The organism is Shewanella sp. BJSY2023SW007, from assembly GCF_047314525.1.
Taxonomy (GTDB): domain Bacteria; phylum Pseudomonadota; class Gammaproteobacteria; order Enterobacterales; family Shewanellaceae; genus Shewanella; species Shewanella chilikensis.
The window spans coordinates 53,705-71,975 of record NZ_JBKORL010000066.1; the positions used below are offsets into that span (position 1 = coordinate 53,705).

At 58.5% G+C, this 18,271-nt stretch carries 4 protein-coding genes and 1 pseudogene; all 5 read left to right on the forward strand.

The window, feature by feature from the left end:
* Window positions 1-143 precede the first annotated feature (143 nt).
* The gene (locus tag ACMHXE_RS10025) at window positions 144-929 is read left to right on the forward strand and encodes a helix-turn-helix domain-containing protein (RefSeq protein ID WP_044734910.1); all 786 of its coding nucleotides are present in this window, start codon (window positions 144-146) and stop codon (window positions 927-929) included.
* Entirely contained in the window at window positions 926-8,542 is a 7,617-nt protein-coding gene (locus ACMHXE_RS10030) for an SDR family NAD(P)-dependent oxidoreductase (RefSeq protein WP_413732140.1), read from the forward strand. Before ACMHXE_RS10025 ends, ACMHXE_RS10030 begins: the two co-directional genes overlap by 4 nt.
* Entirely contained in the window at window positions 8,539-10,674 is a 2,136-nt protein-coding gene (locus ACMHXE_RS10035) for a PfaB family protein (protein ID WP_413732142.1), read from the forward strand. The genes ACMHXE_RS10030 and ACMHXE_RS10035 overlap by 4 nt, the downstream gene beginning before the upstream one ends.
* 15 nt (window positions 10,675-10,689) lie before the next feature.
* Window positions 10,690-16,548, forward strand: a complete 5,859-nt coding sequence (locus tag ACMHXE_RS10040) for a beta-ketoacyl synthase N-terminal-like domain-containing protein (protein ID WP_413732144.1) — start codon at window positions 10,690-10,692, stop codon at window positions 16,546-16,548.
* Between the two features lie 226 nt (window positions 16,549-16,774).
* A pseudogene (locus ACMHXE_RS10045) lies at window positions 16,775-18,205 on the forward strand (PfaD family polyunsaturated fatty acid/polyketide biosynthesis protein); the annotation flags it as partial.
* Window positions 18,206-18,271 lie beyond the last annotated feature (66 nt).

An 18,271-nucleotide genomic window follows, 5' to 3' on the forward strand; every position in this document is an offset into this window, starting at 1 on the left:
CCAGATGATTGTATCGAGCAACAGGCACTGGTAATCTGCTTCACCTGTTACTGAAATAACAGCCTGACGCTCAGTATTGTGGAAGTTTGCAACCATGGCAGACAGGCGAGAAAGGAAGCCCAAGGGCCCAGTCCCAGCTGATTATGAAGCAAACTCAAACCGGAAAACGGCGTCATCGTAATGCCACCACCACCCCGGAAATGCGCCGCTTTATCCAGGAGTCGGAGCTCAATGTCAGCCAACTGGCACGGTTACTGAATATCAGTGAAGCAACCGTTCGCAAGTGGCGTAAACGCGAGTCGACCCAGGATCAATCCCACACCCCGCATCATCTGAATACCACTCTGAGCGATATTCAGGAGTATGTGGTTGTCGGACTGCGCTGGCAGCTCAAGCTGCCGCTGGACAGGCTGTTGCAAGTCACCCAGGAATTTATCAATCCCCATGTTTCGCGCTCCGGGCTGGCCCGCTGTCTGAAACGCCACGGCGCATCCCGGCTCGACAATATCGATGCTGCGCACTCGCTGCCGCCGAAACACTTCAATAAACTGCCGGTCTACAGCGGCAGCAAGATGCAAACCTACACCCTCAACAGCCAAACGCTTGCCGATGCGTTGATGCTGCCCAGTACCGATGAACACACTGTGGTTCAGGTCGAAGCCATGAGTATTCCCATTGGCCAACAGACCCATTCGGTACTCATAGGGATGGATCCCGTCAGCGGCTGGGTCTATGTCGACATCTATCAGGATGACGACACCCTCGCCGCCGACCGCTACATAGCCTACGTCCTCAAGCGCGCCCCGTTTGCCCTGCGCCGCTTGCTGGTACGCAACTATCATATTTTCCAGTCCAGGTTTCCCGCTGCCGCCAAGGCAGGGCGCAAACCCAGGCCGCAACTTGCAGCCACCAATGGAGATGCTCAATGAGCCAAGAACAAGCCTCTCAGATAGACAAACGCCTCAACAAAAGGCTGAAAGACACACCGATTGCCATAGTCGGCATGGCGAGCCTGTTTGCCGGCAGCCGTTATCTGAACCAGTTTTGGGATCTGATCTGCGACAAGATAGATGCCATCACCCAAGTGCCCGCCGACCGCTGGCAAGTGGCAGACTATTTTGACCCCGACAAGAAAGCCGCCGACAAGAGTTACTGCAAGCGCGGCGGCTTTATCCCGGAAGTGGATTTCAACCCGATGGAGTTTGGTCTGCCGCCCAATATCCTCGAACTGACCGACACCTCGCAGCTGCTGTCGCTGGTGGTAGCCAAAGAGGTGTTGGAGGATGCAGGTATCGATGAAGGCTCGGACTATGATCGCGACCGCATCGGCATCACCTTGGGGATTGGCGGTGGCCAGAAAATCAGCCAAAGCCTCAATGCCAGGCTGCAATACCCTGTGCTGAAAAAGGTGTTCCGCGAGAGTGGCGTCAGTGAGCAGGACAGCGAAATGCTGATCCGCAAGTTCCAGGATCAATATATACATTGGGAGGAAAACTCCTTCCCTGGGTCACTCGGCAATGTTATCGCCGGTCGGATTGCCAACCGTTTCGATCTCGGCGGCATGAACTGTGTGGTCGATGCCGCCTGTGCCGGCTCGCTGGCGGCAATGCGGATGGCGCTCACCGAGCTGACCGAAGGCCGCAGCGATATGATGCTCACCGGAGGCGTCTGCACCGACAACTCCGCCTATATGTACATGAGCTTCTCCAAGACCCCGGCCTTTACCAGCGACGAGCAGATAAAGCCGTTCGACGCCGACTCCCGCGGCATGATGATAGGCGAAGGCATAGGCATGGTGGCGCTAAAACGCCTGGATGATGCCGAGCGCGACGGTGACCGCATCTATGCGGTGATCAAAGGGGTTGGCGCCTCCAGCGACGGCAAGTTCAAGAGCATTTACGCGCCGCGCCCCGAAGGCCAGGCCAAGGCGCTGCAGCGGGCCTACGATGATGCCGGGTTCCCGCCCCATACTCTGGGCCTGATGGAAGCCCACGGCACAGGTACGGCCGCCGGTGATGTGGCCGAATTCAGCGGCCTCAACGCCGTAATGAGTCAGGATAATCCTGAGCTGCAACATATCGCCCTGGGTTCAATCAAGTCCCAGGTGGGCCATACCAAGTCGACCGCCGGCACCGCCGGGGTGATCAAGGCGGCTTTGGCGCTGCATCACAAGGTGTTGCCGCCCACCATCAATGTAAAGCAGCCCAACCCCAAGATGGCAGTGGAGCAATCGCCCTTCTATCTCAACACTCAAACCCGCCCCTGGATGCCAAGAACCGACGGTACGCCGAGGCGCGCCGCCGTCAGCTCCTTTGGCTTTGGTGGCACCAACTTCCACCTGGTATTGGAAGAGCACAGCCCCGAATTACCCAAGCAACCCTCTCGCCTGAGACGCACGCCTTTGCCGCTGCTGTTTTGCGCGCCGGACAAACCGGCGCTGGAGCAAGAGATAACCGCTCTGCTCAAGACTCTGGAGTCAGATGCCCATGGCGACCTTGAAACCCTATGTGCGCCCTATCGCCTCGGCAGCCAGACACAGGTACAAGGCCCCAGGCTGGGACTGCTTGCCTGCGACACCATAGAGCTGCAGCAAAAACTGCAACAGGCCTTGAACAAGCTGCAAAGCACGGCGGAAGAACAGCCGCAAACCCGTTGGCAACAGCAGGGAGTCGAGTACCGCAGCGCGCCTTTGACTGAGGCCAAGACCGCCGCCCTGTTTGCCGGTCAAGGCAGTCAGTATCTACAGATGGGCTCTGGGCTAACCCAGCTCTATCCCGAGCTTCGCGCCGAATTTGCCGCCGCCGACCGTGAGTTTTCCCGCCAGGGCATAGCCGACAAGTACGGCATGGGCCCCTTGTCGGCGCGGGTGTTCCCGATAGCCAAATTCACGCCCCAGGCCAGCAAAGAGGATGAACTGGCACTGGCCAATACCCGCTTTGCCCAAAGCGCCATCGGCGCCCTCGGCATGGGGCAGTTTACTCTGCTTTGTCAGGCCGGATTCCAGGCAGATATGCTGGCCGGTCACAGCTTTGGTGAGCTGTCGGCGCTGCGCGCCGCTGGTGCCTTGAGCCGTGAGAGCTATTACGCGCTGGCCTTCGCCCGAGGCGATGCCATGGCCAGCGTCCCCGAGGATAAAGACCCGGGCGCCATGAGCGCCGTTATCCTGCCTTCAGCCGCTGAGCGCAATACTCTCGAGCAGCTGCTGCAGACTGAACCCGAGGTGCAGATAGCCAATATCAACAGCCCGGTTCAGCTTGTGATTGCCGGCGCGAGTGAAGCTGTGGCCAGGCTCAACCTCAAGCTGAACGAGGCAGGTTTACGCGCCATAGCGCTGCCGGTATCCGGTGCCTTCCACACTCCGCTGGTAGCCCATGCGCAGCAACCCTTTGCCGAGGCGATTGCCCGCCAGGGCTTGAGCGATGCGAAAACGCCTCTGTATGTCAATGCCACAGGTGACAAGCTGGCACAGGATGCCGAAAGCCTCAGAGCCAACCTGGAGCAGCATATGCTCAAGCAGGTGCGCTTCAGTGAGCAGATAGAGAGCATGTACCGGGACGGCGCCAGAATATTTGTCGAGTTTGGCCCGAAAAACACCCTGGCCAGGTTGGCGCAAGCCACCTTGGGCGATCGCGCCGCCGAATGCCTGTTCCTGTCGCTGGACAGCCCAAGCTGTATCGATTCCCTGGCCGCCGACACTGAGCTGAAGCAAGCCCTGCTCAGTCTGGCATTGGCGGGCCTGCCTCTGACAGATCCCGATGCCTATCGCGCCGTACAAACCCAGGCCAAACACAAGGCCTCACCGATGACTATCAAGCTCGGTGCCAGTAACTATATCAGCCCGGCGACCGCCCAGAAGATGGCGGCCTCACTCAAAGAGGGCCGGGTCAGTCAACAGACAAAAATAGTCGAGAAAGTCGTGGAAAAAATCGTCGAGATCCCAGTAGCGGCCGCAAGCCAGAACCCGAGTCAACCGAGCCAAGCTACAGCGCCACAAGCTGCAAACGGCCTCCCAGCAAACAGCGGCAGCGGATTACAGCAGTTTTTCAGCGCCCAGCAACAGTTGGCCGAGCTGCATCAGCAGTTTCTGAATATCCCACTGCAATATGGCAACAGTGTGCAGCAACTGCTCGCAGAGCAAGTAAAACTGGCGACGGCCGGCAAAGCGATTCCTGACAGCCTCAATCAAACCCTGGCCATGTTCCACCAGCACCAGGCCGAGACTTTAAAGATCCACAACGACTTTATTCAGTCGCAAAATCTCGGCGCCCAGCAGTTGTTGCAACAACTTCAGGGCGGTGCTGTGTTGACCAATATAGAGCAAACCCAAGCAGTGTCAGTGTCTATGCCCGCCCAAGCTGCAGCGCCTTTAACTCACGCCGCAGCGCCAGTCAAAGCAGCAAGCACACCACAGCAACCAAGCCAGGTGCTACAAAGCCGGCCTCAAGCTCCAGCCCCTGTCCCAGCCCCAGCAGTAGCCGTAACCACTGCCAAGCCAAGCACAGGTGTCGAAGAGCTGATGCTGCAAGTGGTGGCCGACAAAACCGGCTACCCCACAGAAATGCTGGAGCTGGGGATGGATATGGAGGCCGATCTCGGTATCGACTCCATCAAGCGAGTGGAAATTCTCGGCACAGTGCAAGATCAATTGCCCAACTTGCCACAATTGGATGCCGCAACTCTAAGTGAATGCCGCACCCTGGGGCAGATAGTCGCTTATCTGCAGCAAAGCGCCGGTGTGGATTCCAGCGTGCAACCCGAGCCAATTCAGCCGAGTTCTGCCCAGTCAAACACAGCTAGTGATGTGACGGCACTGATGCTGCAGGTAGTAGCCGACAAAACCGGCTACCCCACAGAGATGCTCGAGCTGGGGATGGATATGGAGGCCGATCTCGGTATCGATTCCATCAAGCGGGTGGAAATTCTCGGCACAGTGCAAGATCAACTGCCTGAGCTGCCGCCGCTGGATGCCGCAACTCTAAGCGAATGCCGCACCCTGGGGCAGATAGTCGATTATCTGCAGCAAAGCGCCGGTGTGAACGCCAGTGTGCAGCCTGAGGCAATTCAGCCGAGCCCTGCCCAGTCAAACGCGGCTAATGATGTGACGGCACTGATGCTGCAGGTAGTGGCGGACAAGACCGGCTACCCGGCAGAGATGCTCGAACTGGGGATGGATATGGAGGCCGATCTCGGTATCGATTCCATCAAGCGGGTGGAAATTCTCGGCACAGTGCAAGATGAATTGCCTGAGCTGCCACAGCTGGACGCCGCAACTCTAAGTGAGTGCCGCACCCTGGGGCAGATAGTCGATTATCTGCAGCAAAGCGCCGGAGTGAACGCCAGTGTGCAGCCTGAGCCAATTCAGCCAAGCCCTGCCCTGTCAAACACGGCTCATGCAGATCAAAGCGATGTCACGGCACTGATGCTGCAAGTGGTGGCCGACAAGACCGGCTATCCAGCCGAAATGCTCGAGCTGGGGATGGATATGGAGGCCGATCTCGGTATCGATTCCATCAAGCGGGTGGAAATTCTCGGCACAGTGCAGGACCAATTGCCAGAGCTGCCGCCGCTGGATGCAGCCACCTTAAGCGAATGCCGCACCCTGGGGCAGATAGTCGATTATCTACAGCAAAGCGCCGGAGTGAACGCCAGTGTGCAGCCTGAGCCAATTCAGCCGAGCCCTGCCCAGTCAAACACAGCTCAATCAAACACAGCTAGTGATGTCACGGCAATCATGCTGCAGGTAGTGGCCGACAAGACCGGCTACCCGGCCGAAATGCTCGAGCTGGGGATGGATATGGAGGCCGACCTCGGTATCGACTCCATCAAGCGGGTAGAAATTCTCGGCACAGTGCAGGACAAACTGCCTGAGCTGCCACAGCTGGACGCCGCAAGCTTAAGCGAATGCCGCACCTTGGGGCAGATCATAGATTGTTTTGCCGGCTCAAACGCTGAGCATGCAGCCGAGCCGCTAACCCAAACCTATGAGACGCCAAACACTCAGCCGAGTGTGGCCTTGCCGCCCCATTCGGGAGTCAGCCTAAAAAAGCTGCCGGCGGCAGATAGATTCTCAGGCGCAAGCGCCGAGGCTCTGTTTGCCGCGAACAGCTGTGCGCTGCTGCTCGATGACGGCCACAATGCCGGTGTCCTGGCCAAGAAACTGACAGACAGTGGCATCAGTGTCACTCTGGTGCGCCCGGCGGCAACCGATTCGCAATCGGCGCTGGATAGCAAGCTGCCAATCCTGACTCTGGCCAGCAATGATGATGCCGGAGTCAAGGCGCTCATCGCCGGGCTCAAACAGCAAGTGGCCATCTATATCCATCTGCAGCCACAACTGCCGCAGGAACAACTCGAAGAGTTGATGCCGCTCAACATCACGGCCAAGACTCAGGTACAACTGAGCTTCCTGTTCGCCAAGCATTTGAGCCCAACCTGGCAAGCGCCGACAAAAGGCCGCCGCGCCTTTATCACTGTGGCGCGCATGGATGGTCAGCTGGGTTTCAGCGGTCAGCCCTGTGAATTGAATCAGAGCGCCCTGTTTGGCTTAACCAAGACCCTGGCGCAGGAATGGCCTCAGGTGCATTGCCGCGCGTTGGATCTTGCTCCTGAGCTTGATGCCTCGGCGCTGGCCTCGCAAGTCATGGATGCGCTCTACAGCCCGAGTCAGGATCCGTTGGAGTGGGGCAAAAGCGCCGCCGGCAGAGTGACCCTGGTAGCGACTTCGGCCTATGACCAGAATGCTGCCGATACAGGCATGGCGCCATGCAGGCTCGATAGTTCAGATAAAATACTGGTGACCGGGGGCGCAAAAGGCGTCACCCTGGACTGTGCCCTGGCGCTGGCCCGCCAAAGTGGCAGTCACTTTATTCTCGCCGGTCGCAGCAAGGCCTTGGCATTGGAAGCATTTCCCGATTGGGCCAAGGGGCTTGAGAGCGGTCAGCTAAAAGCAGCCGCAATCACCGCGCTATTGGCCAAGGGGAAAAAGCCCTCGCCCAAGGAAGTGGAAGCCCTGATAAAACCTCTTGTCAACGCGCTGGAAATTCACGCAGCGCTCAAGCGCTTTGAGGCTATAGGTGCCAGCGCCGAATACCTGAGCCTGGATGTCAGTAACCCGGATGCGGTCGCGTCCACACTGGCGCCCATTCAGGCATTGGCGCCTATCAGCGGGCTGATTCACGGCGCCGGGGTGTTGGCCGATAAACACATCGCCGACAAGACCCTCGCCGAACTCGAATTGGTTACAGGCACCAAGGTTGGCGGCCTCTCCGCCTTACTCAGTACCTTGGCGCCAAACAAAAAGGCCGCCGAGCACTTAAAACTGTTGGCGCTGTTTTCCTCCGCCGCCGGTTTCTACGGCAACACAGGCCAGAGCGACTACGCCATGGCCAATGAAATTCTCAATAAAACCGCTCATCGGCTGCATCATGAGTTGCCAACCACCCGAGTGATCAGTTTCAACTGGGGCCCCTGGGATGGCGGCATGGTCAATGCGGCGCTGAAGCAGATGTTTGAGTCCCGCGGCGTCTATGTGATCCCAAGAGAAGCCGGTGCCAAGCTGTTTGCCGAGGCGATTCTGGCCCGCTCGGAGCCGCAGCTGTTGATTGGCTCCAGTATGCAAGGCCCGGGGGACAAACAAGGCCTGAACCACACAGATGTGCCAGAGGCCCAAGCTAGCCCCCAAATCCTGAGTCGCAGCATCAAGCGCCAGGAGCTGGCGCTGCTGAAAGATCACTGCATAGGCGGCAATCCGGTATGGCCGACTGTCTGCGCGCTCCAGTGGATGCTGCAAAGTGCCCAGAGCCTCTTTGGCGGCGATTGGCGCGCCGTGGACTATAAGCTGCTCAAAGGCGTGGTATTTGACACTGATGAAAAGCGATTGCAGCTCAGCCTGACTCTGGGAGCCGACGGCGAGCTGCAGGCGAGCATCAGCTGTGATGAGCGGCCTCAGTATCAGGCGACCCTGCTGCCGTTAATGCAGCAACCGTTAATGCAGCAACCGTTAATGCCGCAGCCGTTAATGCCGCAGCATGCCAGTCAGCCACTGGCACATGTTTCTATGACAGAGATAGGCGAAGGTGAGCTCCAAGTGCGTCAAGGCAGTGAGTTTTATCACAGCGGCGCCCTGTTCCATGGCCCGCAGCTGCAGGCCATTACTGAGGTACTGCAGTTTGATGACCAAGGCCTTAGCTGCCGATACCAGCTACCGGATGCCGCATCGAGCGAAGATCGCGCCCTGATCCAGCAAGACGCACTGCTGCAGGCCATGTTGATCTGGGCCCGGCTCAAATACGATGCCGCCAGCCTGCCCTCTTCCCTGGCGACGCTCTGGCAAAACGCCCTGCTGCCTGAAAATGACACCGGCCTTATTCGCCTGCAGGTGACCAAGCACTCCAGCCGTCAGCTCAGCGCCGATCTGGCCCTGTTCAACGCCGAGGGCCAACTGCAAACCGGGCTGGAAAATGCCAAGGTCACCATTAGCAAGGGGCTCAATGCCGCCTTTGAACCGGCCAAGGCCGCCACAGGTAATAGAGAAAGGCCTTGAGCAAAGCGATAGGCCCTATGCCTCACATTGAAGTAAAGCCAGCTGAGTCTGCGGCCGAAAAGCCGCTGCGGCTGGCACTGTGCCTGGTCGAAGAGGAGCAAAGCCTGGCGCCCAAGCTTCGGGCTGCCTTGCGCACTATCGCGTTTGATAGCAATCAGGCTCCCGACTGGCCTTGGCTGGTGGCCGAGGTCAAGGCCGGGGCAAGCCTGAGCCTGGTGCTGCCATCAAAGCAGCGGCTATTGCTGCTAAGCGCAGTCGATGCGGCGCAAGCAAGACTGCATCCCCAAGCCTTGCTGCAGGCCTTAAGCCATGGCGCTCACAAGCCGCAGCAGCTTCTTAAGCAGGCCTGGCAGCAGGCAAAACGCCCGGAGATAGAAGAAAGGGACACTCTGTTTCTGGAGCAATCGCTGGAACTTGAGCCGTTATGCCTGCAACTGGAGGCATTTGCCAAGCGGCGCCTGGCGCAGAAAATGGCGGGGTTGCCTTTTCAAGGCAAGTCTCTGGCGCTGGCCAGTAACTCCCCGGCTATGGCGCTGATCCTCAGCCAAGGCACAGCCTTGAGCGGCTCTTATGATAAAACAGCCTTGAGCGGCTTGGCTTCTGGAAAAGAATCAACCTCTGGCCTTTGTTCCCAAGGAGCACCCTGGCTTTTACCGCTGACCTTGATTGCCAGCCCAAAGACTCTGCTCAGTGAGGCGCAAACTGCGCTGCAGCAGGCCCAAAGTCGCCTGAGCCAATCGATGAGCGCAGATGCTCTGGCGCGCTGGCTGACGGATGAATTGAAAACCCTGGAGCAGAGCTTTTCAGACACAGCGCCCGAGGGCGGCGAATACTATTCGCTGGCGCTTATTGGCCGAGATGCCGCCGAGCTTATTGCCGAGAGCGAATTGCTCCTGGGTCAGCTTCAAAAAATAACGTCTTTGGCCAAACTGCTAGAGCTTGAGCTTATTACGCCAAATGGCAGCGTTTTTTGCGCCCAGCCGCTGGGCCCGGCTCGCCTCTGCTTTGTCTACCCGGGTGTCGGTACGGCTTACCATGGCATGCTCGGCGCCTTAAAACAGGCCTTTCCCAAGAGTTATGCCGATTTTGAGGCCGCAGCAACAGCCGAAAATGTCGCCCTATCCACCCTGCTGCCAACAGCCTTGAGCGATGTTTCTAATGAAACAACCTTGAGCGATAAAGGAGAGGCCGCACCCAGTCCGGCGCCAACAATGACACTCGCCGAGCAGGCCGTTGCCGGGGTCGGCGCCAGTGTGCTGCTGACGCAGATACTGCGGCGTGAGTTCAAGCTCCACCCGGCCTTTGCCATCGGCTACTCTATGGGCGAAGCGGCCATGTTTGCCGCCAATGGCGTCTGGGACAAGCCTTTTGCTTTGGTTAAACCTACGCTGGAAAGCCGGATTTTCTCAGAGCAGATCTCGGGCGCGCTCACAGCCGTGCGCCAGGAGTGGCAACTCGATACCAGAGACGCCATCTGCTGGAACAGTTTTCTGCTGCGCATTGATACAGGCAGCATCACGCCATTATTGCAAAACCCGGCTTACTCGCGGGTCTACCTCGCCATACGTCAGGGGCCTAGCTGCGTGCTGGCCGGGGATGAGGCTCAGTGCCGGGCACTGATAAAGGCCCTTGGCAAACGCGGCGTTGCCGCCAACCGGGTCACCGCCATGCACACACCGGCGGCCCTGCGTGTAAAGCCAGAATTGACCACCTTTTATGACAGGCCACTCTCGGGCGAGCTTGAACAGCCGCAGCCCGTCTATATCAGCGCCGGCAGCGAGCAGCCGCTCAAACCTGCCAGGCTTGAGCGCAAGCAGATAGCCGAGACCATAGCGACTTGTTTCAGTCAGCCACTCAATGTGGAGTCGCTGCTGCAAAGAGCCCGAAAACATGGCGCGCAACTGTTTCTGGAGGTCGGCGCCGACAGCCAAACCAGCAGCATTATTCAGGCGATGGCCGGAAAACAGCTCTCCAGCGATATCAAGGCCTTTGGCTGCGATCGCAAACATAGCGGCGCCGCCGACAACAAAGCATTACTCAAGGCCCTGGCTCGACTCATCAGCCACAGGGTCCCACTGGCCACAGCGGCACTGTATCCACAGCTTGCCCGGCCCGATAACTTAGTGACGTGAGAAAGTGAGAACAGAGTGACAAGTAAACAAGCCGAGCCCATTGCCATAGTTGGCATGGCCGCCCGCTTCCCGGGCTGTGAGGATCTGGACGCCTTCTGGCAACTGCTCAGCGAAGGCCGGGATGCCATCAGCTCCCTGAATGACAGCCAATTGGGCGCCAGTGTCAGCGATTATCAAGGCGCAAAAGGCCAGAGCGACCGTTTCTATTGTGATCAGGGCGGTTATATTCGCCAGCTAAACTTCTCGCCCGAGGGCTATGCCAGATCAGCGGATGAAATGGCAACGGGTGCCCAAACCTGGGATCAGCACCTGTTGTGGGCACTCGATTGCGCCCGCAAGGCCCTGCAAAGCGCCGGGCTAACCCCAGCGCAAAACGCTTCCGACTTGGCGCGCTGCGGCGCCGTGATGGGCACGCTTTCGTTCCCGACCCGAGCTTCCAACAAGGCCTTTTTGCCGCTCTATCATCACAGTGTCGATACGGCGCTGCGACGGCGTTTCCCCGGCATGCCGCCATTGGCGTCAGCCATAGATGCGGAAACGACAGCAGATGCAGGCATTCGCCATTGGGATACGGATATCGCCGCCCAGGGCTCTGAACTGCTGTGCGATTGCCTGGGCCTTGGCGGCCCCAGCCTGAGCCTGGATGCCGCCTGCGCCAGCTCAGTCTATGCATTGCGCCTGGCCTGCGACTATCTCAGTAACCACAGCGCCGATGTGATGTTGGCCGGTGCCGTCAGCGGTGCCGATCCCTTCTTTATCCATATGGGCTTTTCCATTTTCCAGGCCTTCCCCGAGTCGGGCCAAAGCGCCCCGCTGGATAACAGTTCCGGTGGTCTGTTTGCCGGTGAAGGCTGCGGCGTATTGGTGCTCAAGCGCCTGAGCGATGCCCAAAGGGATGGCGATACCATTCACGGCATAATCAGAGGCACAGGGCTTTCCAACGATGGCCGCGGCCAGTTTGTCTTAAGCCCCGCCAGCAAGGGCCAGGTACTGGCGTTTGAACGGGCATCCGAGGCGTCAAATATCGCGCCATCCCAGGTGGAGGTGATTGAGTGCCACGCCACGGGCACGCCTCTGGGTGACAAGGTGGAACTCAGTTCCATGGAGCAGTTTTTCGGCCCACGCCTGGAAGGCAGTTCCGCGCCTAAAATCGGCTCGGTCAAGTCCAACCTCAGCCACTTGCTGACCGCTGCCGGTATGGCAGGCATCATCAAGTTGCTGCTGTCGATGAAACACAAGCTGTTACCTGCCTCGGTGAGAATATCGGCGCCGCTGAGCTCGCCCAACGGCTTGTTTGGCGAGCACAATATAATGCGCAGCGCCATCCCCTGGCCGACCAAAGCGGGCAATCCCGGCCCGGTTGCCGGGGTGTCTGTGTTCGGATTCGGAGGCTGTAACGCCCACTTGCTGCTCACAGGGCCCGATGCTGCCAAAGAGCTTATTCCGGCCAAACCTTCGCCGGGAGCGGCTGCACACCAAGGCGCTGACGGCCTGGCGATTGAGGGCGCCGCCGCGCATTTCGGCGCCGCCGACTCGCTCGAGACGCTTGCCAAACTGATAGCCAAAGGGCAAACGGCCACCAGAGCCCTGCCACCCAAACGCTGGAAAGGCCTGGAGCGAAACCGCTCTTTGCTCTCCAGCATGGGGCTTGAACAGGCTCCCAATGGCGGCTACATAGACAAGTTTGAACTGGATTTCCTCAAATTCCGCCTGCCGCCCCATCCGGGAGATAGACTGGTGGCGCAGCAATTACTGCTGCTCAAGGTGGCCGATGATGCGATTCGCGATGCCAATCTGCCCATGGGTGGCCGGGTGGCTGTATTGGTCGCCATGGAAACCGAGCTTGAGCTGCATCAGTTCCGCGGCCGAGTTAATCTGCACAGCCAGATTAGCCAGAGCCTTAACGATGCCGGCATCAACTTAAGCCAAGATGAGTATCTCGAACTCGAGCGTTTGGCGATGGACAGCGTACTGCCCAGCGCCAGCCTCAATCAATACACCAGCTATATAGGCAACATCATGGCCTCCCGGGTCGCCTCCCAATGGGATTTCAACGGCCCGGCTTTCAGTATTTCGGCCGCCGAGCTGTCGGTCCCCCGGGCGTTGGAAGTCGCCGCCAATCTCTGCCGCACCGAGGCGTTGGACGCCGTAGTAGTGGCCGCTGTGGATCTCGCCGGCAGCGCCGAGCGGGTATTGCACTCGGGCAAGCGCCTGCAGCAACTTGGACTGTTACCGGGTGAAGGCGCCGGTGCCTTGGTGCTGACGCCGTCAGTTGCGCATCAAAGCGGCCGCTACGGCGCCCTGACAGAGCTGAGTTTCAAGCCGTTTTCATCAGTGGAATTAACAGCTAAAGAGCCTCTCTCTACGGCAGACTCAAGAGAGCAAGCACTTTGCCGGGACGCACAGCCTGAGGTAGATGAACACAGCCCCAGCTTCAAAGCCTTTCGTCGTCTCGCGGCCACCAGTCACAGCGCCGTCTCGCGTATGGGGCACAGCTTTGCCGCCGCCGGGATGGCCAGTTTGCTGCACTCGCTGCTGCGCCTGACCCAGGATAGGGATAAAGATTTCCACACCCTGCTGATAGATGGCGAGCGCCGCTGCGCCGCGGTTACTTTGCAACAGTCGGCGGAGCAAAAGGCGCGCCTGCAACAGGCACTCCGCACGCAGAATAAAAAGAACCGTCAAGAGAATAGTCAAGGGGCCAGTGAAAAGCCCAGTCAAAAGATAGCCGGCGCAAATGTCCGCCAGCTGTGGCAAACCATCACCCTTGGCGGTGACGCCATAGAGCAGCATATCGCCACCGCCGAGCTTAAACACGAGACCGGCATTCGCCAAAAGCTTGCCCAGGCAAAGAACACTCAAGCCCAGGCAGCGCCTGCAATGCACACCAGCAGCCAACAAGTTAACAGTGAACTGACTAAGGAGCTCACTCCGGTGAACAATCAGCACGCCCCATCAGCTCTCAGACAATCCGTGCCCGGCGATAAAATTGCGGCCGCTCCCCATAAAGCCGCTACCGAAGCGCACCTGCAGGCACTGGCAGATAATCAACGGCTGGCACGTGAAGCGCACCTGGCCTTCCTCAAGAGCCGCGAAACCGGACTGGCACTGGCCAGCGCCCTCTTGGGCGCCGGGGCCACGGCCAAAAACCGCTTAAGCGCTGAAACTATCGGCTCAGAAGACAAGCACTCGGCAGATCAAAGCTCCGCCTCAGTAGTGTCTTTGCCAGCGCGCACGCCCAAGGACTCGGTTCAAACGGCTGCTGAAGCTGTTGCCAAAACCATTGCCCCCAAAGCGACATCCCAAGTGCCCAAGGACAAACCCTGTATCTGGAATTATCAGGATCTGGTGCAATACGCCGAGGGCGACATAGCGCCGGTATTCGGCCCCGAGTATGCCGTGATCGACAGCTACCGCCGCCGGGTGCGACTGCCCACCACAGATTACCTGCTGGTCTCCAGGGTGACTAAACTCAATGCCCGTCTTGGCGAATACAAGCCGAGCACCATGACCACAGAGTATGATATTCCCGTGGACGCCCCCTATCTGGTCGATGGCCAGATCCCCTGGGCGGTGGCCGTGGAATCGGGCCAGTGTGACTTGATGCTGATAAGCTATCTCGGCATAGATCTGGAGAACAAAGGCGAGCGGGTCTACCGTTTGCTCGACTGTACCCTCACCTTCCTCGGCGATCTGCCCCGTGGCGGTGATACCCTGAGATACGACATCTCCATCAATCACTTTGCCCGCAACGGCGATACCCTGCTGTTTTTCTTCTCCTACGAGTGTTTTGTCGGCGAACGTCTGATCCTCAAGATGGACAACGGCTGCGCCGGTTTCTTCACCGATGCCGAGCTGGCCGATGGCAAAGGAGTCATCCGCACCGAAGAGGAGATCAAGGCCCGCAACCTGGCGATGGCGAACAAGCGCCAATTCCAGCCCTTGATCCACTGTAAACAACAGATATTTGATTACCAGCGAATGAGGCAACTGCTGAGCGGCGATATCGGCTCCTGCTTTGGCCCATCTCATGACTTGGGTTACCGCCAAGCCTCGCTGTGTTTTGCCTCGGAAAAGTTCCTGATGATCGAAGAGGTCAGCAGAGTCGAACCAAGCGGCGGCGCCTGGGGCCTGGGTCTGGTTGAAGGGCACAAGCAACTGGAGCCGGATCACTGGTATTTCCCCTGTCATTTCAAGGACGATCAGGTGATGGCCGGTTCCTTGATGGCCGAGGGCTGCGGTCAGTTGCTGCAGTTCTATATGCTCTATCTTGGTCTGCACAAACACACCCGCAATGGCCGTTTCCAACCACTGGAAAGTGCGCCGCAGAAGGTACGTTGCCGCGGACAGGTACAGCCGCAATCCAATCGTCTCACCTATCGGATGGAAGTCACCGAAATAGGACTGACACCCAGCCCCTGGGCCAAGGCCAATATTGAGATCTTGCTCGACGGCAAGGTCGTGGTGGACTTCCAGAATCTTGGCGTCATGCTCAAAGAAGATGAAGACTGTCACAGGTACGCCGATGACAGCAACCAGGAGCACAGCGGAAAGCCGCAACAGGTTGCCGCCTCGGCAAGTGATGCTAACGAGGCGCTGAACGCCGGGCGCCAGGCATCCATCAATGCTCCCTTGATGAGCCATGAAAGCTGCCCGGACTCTCAGCCCATTCACGGCGTGCTCCCGGTCAGGCATGTTCCGGCACCAGTAACGCCGGACTACCCGAATCGCAGACCCGATACTGCGCCCTTTACTCCCTGGCATATGTTTGAATTTGCCACCGGCGATATTGAGAACTGCTTCGGCCCCGACTTTGCCGCCTACCGCGGACTTATCCCACCGCGCACCCCCTGCGGCGATCTGCAGCTCACCACCAGGGTGACACAGGTGATTGGCCAGCGCGGCGACTTCAAGTCTCCGGCCTCCTGTATCGGCGAATATGAAGTGCCACCCAAGGCTTGGTACTTTAGTGAAAACAGCCACCCGGCGCATATGCCCTACTCGATTTTGATGGAGATAGCGCTGCAGCCCAATGGTTTTATTTCCGGCTATATGGGCACCACCTTGGGCTATGGCGACACAGAGCTTTTCTTCCGTAACCTCGACGGTAAAGGCACACTGCTGCGCCGGCTTGACCTGCGTGGCAAGACCATCCGCAACGACTCGCGTTTGCTGAGCACTGTCAAGGCGGGCACCAACATCATCCAGAGCTTCAGCTTTGTGCTCAGCGCCGATGGTGAACCCTTCTATGAAGGCGAGGCAGTATTTGGTTACTTCAAGGCCGAGGCGCTGAAAAACCAGTTGGGACTGGATAACGGCAAGGTGACCGAGCCCTGGGATAAACAGCAAGGGCTTGAGGCCGATGTGAGCTATGATCTTCGCGCCGCCGATTGTGCTCTCTATCATGGCTCTTGGGATCAAAAACACCTGCGCCTGCCGGGCGGTCGACTCAACTTTGTCGATTCTATCCGCATCTGCCGCCAAGGCGGCCATTCCAACTTGGGCTACATCTATGGCGAGCGCAAAATCGATGCCGCTGACTGGTTCTTCCGCTTCCATTTCCATCAGGACCCTGTGATGCCTGGCTCTCTCGGAGTGGAAGCCATGCTGGAACTTCTGAGTGCCTTTGCCCTGGACACCGGGCTTGGAAGCCAATTCAATAACCCAAGATTCGCCCATTGCCTGAGTCAGGTACAGTGGAAATACCGCGGTCAGATCAATCCCCTGAACCGGCAGATGTCGCTGGAGCTGCATATCACAGCCATAGAGGATACGCCGGACAGAGTCACACTGACAGCCGATGCCTGGCTTGCCAAAGATGGCCTGCGAATTTATGAAATAAAAGATCTGGCTCTGGCCATTGAAGAAGCCTGATACCTCAGGCAAAAACAACCGAACAGATAATGAGAGCAACAAGATGACAAGCTTCAATTGGCCCTGGGCCCTGAACCCGAACAGTGATGATGTCTTTGCGGCCACGGATAACTGTGCCGGCAACGCAATCAAGGCGCTGGATAAGCCGCTGTTTGTCGCCAGACAAACCAAGGGTGAAATCCTGTTTGCCAATCAGGCGCAGCTTGCCGAGACGAGTGCAAGCGGCAATACACTGCCGGTTTGCGCCATGGTGCCGCCACTCAGCGCAGCAGCGCTCGGCGATCCGGCCTTTGCCGCCTGCCACAAAGTCAAGTACGCCTATTATGCCGGCGCCATGGCCAACGGTATCGCCTCCGAAGAGCTGGTGATTGCCCTCGGCAAGGCTGGCATACTCTGCTCATTCGGCGCCGCCGGTCTGGTGCCCGCCCGAGTGGAAGCCGCCATCAGCCGAATTCAGGCGGCGCTGCCAAGCGGCCCCTACGCCTTTAACCTGATCCACAGCCCCAGTGAACCGGCACTCGAGCAAGGTGCGGTCGAGCTCTACCTCAAACACCGGGTGCGTACGGTCGAAGCCTCGGCCTTTCTGGCGCTGACCCCTCACATAGTAAGATATCGGGTGGCCGGACTGAGCCGGGACAGTAACGGCAACACCCTAATCGCCAACAAGGTGATAGCCAAGGTGAGCCGCACCGAAGTCGCCGCCCATTTTATGGCGCCGCCGCCGGAGAAAATCCTCCAGCTGCTGCTGAGTCAGGGATGGATCACTGAACTGCAGGCCGAACTTGCCAGGCAGGTGCCCATGGCCGACGACATTACCGCCGAGGCCGACTCCGGCGGCCATACCGACAATCGTCCTCTGGTTACCCTGCTGCCCACCATTATCGCCTTGCGGGATAAAATGCAGGAAAAATACGCCTACCAAGAACCTATCCGGGTTGGAGCGGGTGGCGGCATAGGCACGCCGGATGCGGCTTTGGCGGCCTTCAATATGGGCGCCGCCTTTATTGTTACCGGCTCTATCAATCAGGCCTGTATCGAAGCCGGTGCCAGCGAGCACAGCCGTAAGCTATTGGCGACAGTGGAAATGGCCGATGTCACCATGGCGCCGGCCGCGGATATGTTTGAGATGGGCGTCAAGCTGCAAGTGGTAAAACGCGGCACCCTCTTCCCCATGCGAGCCAATAAGCTTTACGAAATCTACAGCCGCTACGACTCGATAGAGGCCATTCCGGCCGATGAGCGCCAAAAACTGGAAACTCAGGTGTTTCGCGCCAATCTGGATGAAATCTGGCAAGGTACGGTTGCCCACTTTATGGCGCGGGATCCCGAACAAATTCGCCGCGCCGAGGGCAATCCTAAGCGCAAGATGGCGCTTATTTTTCGCTGGTATCTGGGGCTATCGAGCCGCTGGTCCAACACAGGGGAAAGCGGTCGGGAGATGGATTACCAGATCTGGGCCGGACCGGCACTGGGCGCCTTCAACGCCTGGGCCAAGGATAGCTACCTGGATGATTACCGTCAGCGCCGCGCCGTGGACTTGGCACTGCAACTGCTCGTAGGCGCCGCCTATCAAAACCGGGTCAACCAGCTGCGAAGCCAGGGCATAGCCCTGCCATCCAGCCTGAGCCATTATCGGCCGCTGAAATCGCTGGACTGATAATAAGCCAATCTTGATGCAAAAAGGCCAGAGGCAGGTTAACAACCTACCTCTAGCCTCAGTTAC

Coding starts and splice junctions, on each gene's coding strand:
- ACMHXE_RS10025 (WP_044734910.1), top strand. CDS start 144: ATGAAGCAAACTCAAACCGGAAAACGGCGTCATCGTAATGCCACCACC.
- ACMHXE_RS10030 (WP_413732140.1), top strand. CDS start 926: ATGAGCCAAGAACAAGCCTCTCAGATAGACAAACGCCTCAACAAAAGG.